Annotated in this window: 1 protein-coding gene; it reads left to right on the top strand. The window is 69.3% G+C overall.

The genetic code is table 11. The features are described from left to right. Positions 1-48: 48 nt before the first annotated feature. A complete protein-coding gene (argG, locus tag ABZV34_RS39140; protein ID WP_356287963.1) occupies positions 49-1,491 on the top strand; it encodes an argininosuccinate synthase in 1,443 nt (480 codons plus the stop codon). Positions 1,492-1,754: the final 263 nt, after the last annotated feature.

Genomic DNA, 1,754 nt, shown 5'->3' with positions numbered 1-1,754 from the left:
CACCCCGAGGACTTTGCATGACCATGCGTTTCAATGCATACTCTTTCTATGTCTAAGGTCCTCACCTCCCTTCCCGCCGACGAGCGCGTCGGCATCGCCTTCTCGGGCGGTCTCGACACCTCGGTCGCGGTCGCGTGGATGCGCGACAAGGGAGCCATCCCGTGCACCTACACCGCCGACATCGGCCAGTACGACGAACCCGACATCGCCTCGGTGCCGGGCCGCGCGAAGACCTACGGTGCCGAGATCGCGCGCCTGGTCGACTGCCGCGCGGCACTGGTCGAGGAGGGCCTGGCGGCGCTCACCTGCGGGGCGTTCCACATCCGCTCGGGCGGGCGTGCCTACTTCAACACCACCCCGCTCGGCCGCGCCGTCACCGGCACCCTCCTGGTCCGGGCGATGCTCGAGGACGACGTACAGATCTGGGGCGACGGCTCGACGTTCAAGGGCAACGACATCGAGCGTTTCTACCGGTACGGCCTGCTCGCCAACCCGCACCTGCGGATCTACAAGCCCTGGCTGGACGCGGACTTCGTGACCGAGCTCGGCGGGCGCAAGGAAATGTCGGAGTGGCTCCTCACCCACGACCTGCCCTACCGCGACAGCACGGAGAAGGCGTACTCCACCGACGCCAACATCTGGGGTGCCACCCACGAGGCCAAGACGCTGGAACACCTCGACACCGGCGTGGAGAGCGTGGAGCCGATCATGGGCGTCCGGTTCTGGGACCCCTCGGTCGAGATCGCCACCGAGGACGTCACGATCGGCTTCGACCAGGGCCGCCCGGTGACGATCAACGGCGAGAAGTTCGCCTCCGCCGTGGACCTGGTGATGGCGGCCAACGCGATCGGCGGCCGGCACGGCATCGGCATGTCGGACCAGATCGAGAACCGGATCATCGAGGCCAAGAGCCGCGGCATCTACGAGGCGCCCGGCATGGCCCTGCTGCACGCGGCGTACGAGCGCCTGGTCAACGCGATCCACAACGAGGACACCGTCGCCCAGTACCACAACGAGGGTCGACGCCTCGGCCGGCTGATGTACGAGGGGCGCTGGCTGGACCCGCAGGCACTGATGGTGCGTGAGTCGCTGCAGCGCTGGGTCGGCACGGCCGTCACCGGCGAGGTGACCCTGCGACTGCGGCGCGGCGAGGACTACTCGATCCTCGACACGACGGGCCCCGCGTTCAGCTACCACCCGGACAAGCTGTCCATGGAGCGCACGGAGGACTCGGCCTTCGGGCCCGTGGACCGGATCGGCCAGCTCACCATGCGCAACCTCGACATCGCCGACTCGCGCGCCAAGCTGGAGCAGTACGCCGGGCTCGGCCTGATCGGCACCTCGCCCGCCATCGGTGCCGCGCAGGCGGCCGCCACCGGACTGATCGGCACCATGCCGGAAGGCGGCGCCGAGGCCATCGCCTCCCGTGGCGAGGTCTCCGAGGACGACGAGATGCTGGACCGCGCCGCGATGGAGTTCGGCACGGACTGACCAGCCCGGTCCGACGCGGCCTCAGCATCCCCTGGGAGGCCGCGTGTCGGGAGGGGCAGGCGCGGCCCGGCCCTCCCGGCACCACCAGCGGACAGGCACAACGACCGGGCCCACCGCGCCGGTCGGCGATCCGGTCGGAAATCGCCGGCACGTCGACGGCGAGGAACGCTACGATCCCGCCGATGAAGACTCACTCTGTTCACAGATTGGGGGCCCCCTCCGCGCAAGGTGAGTGCTGATGCTCACTCGGACCGCGAACCGGG

The sequence above is a fragment of the Streptomyces sp. NPDC005195 genome, from assembly GCF_040608315.1.
In the GTDB taxonomy this organism is placed as follows: Bacteria; Actinomycetota; Actinomycetes; order Streptomycetales; family Streptomycetaceae; genus Streptomyces; species Streptomyces kaempferi.
The sequence above is the reverse complement of the archived record's forward strand: the minus strand, read 5'-3'. Positions and strand labels throughout refer to the sequence as shown.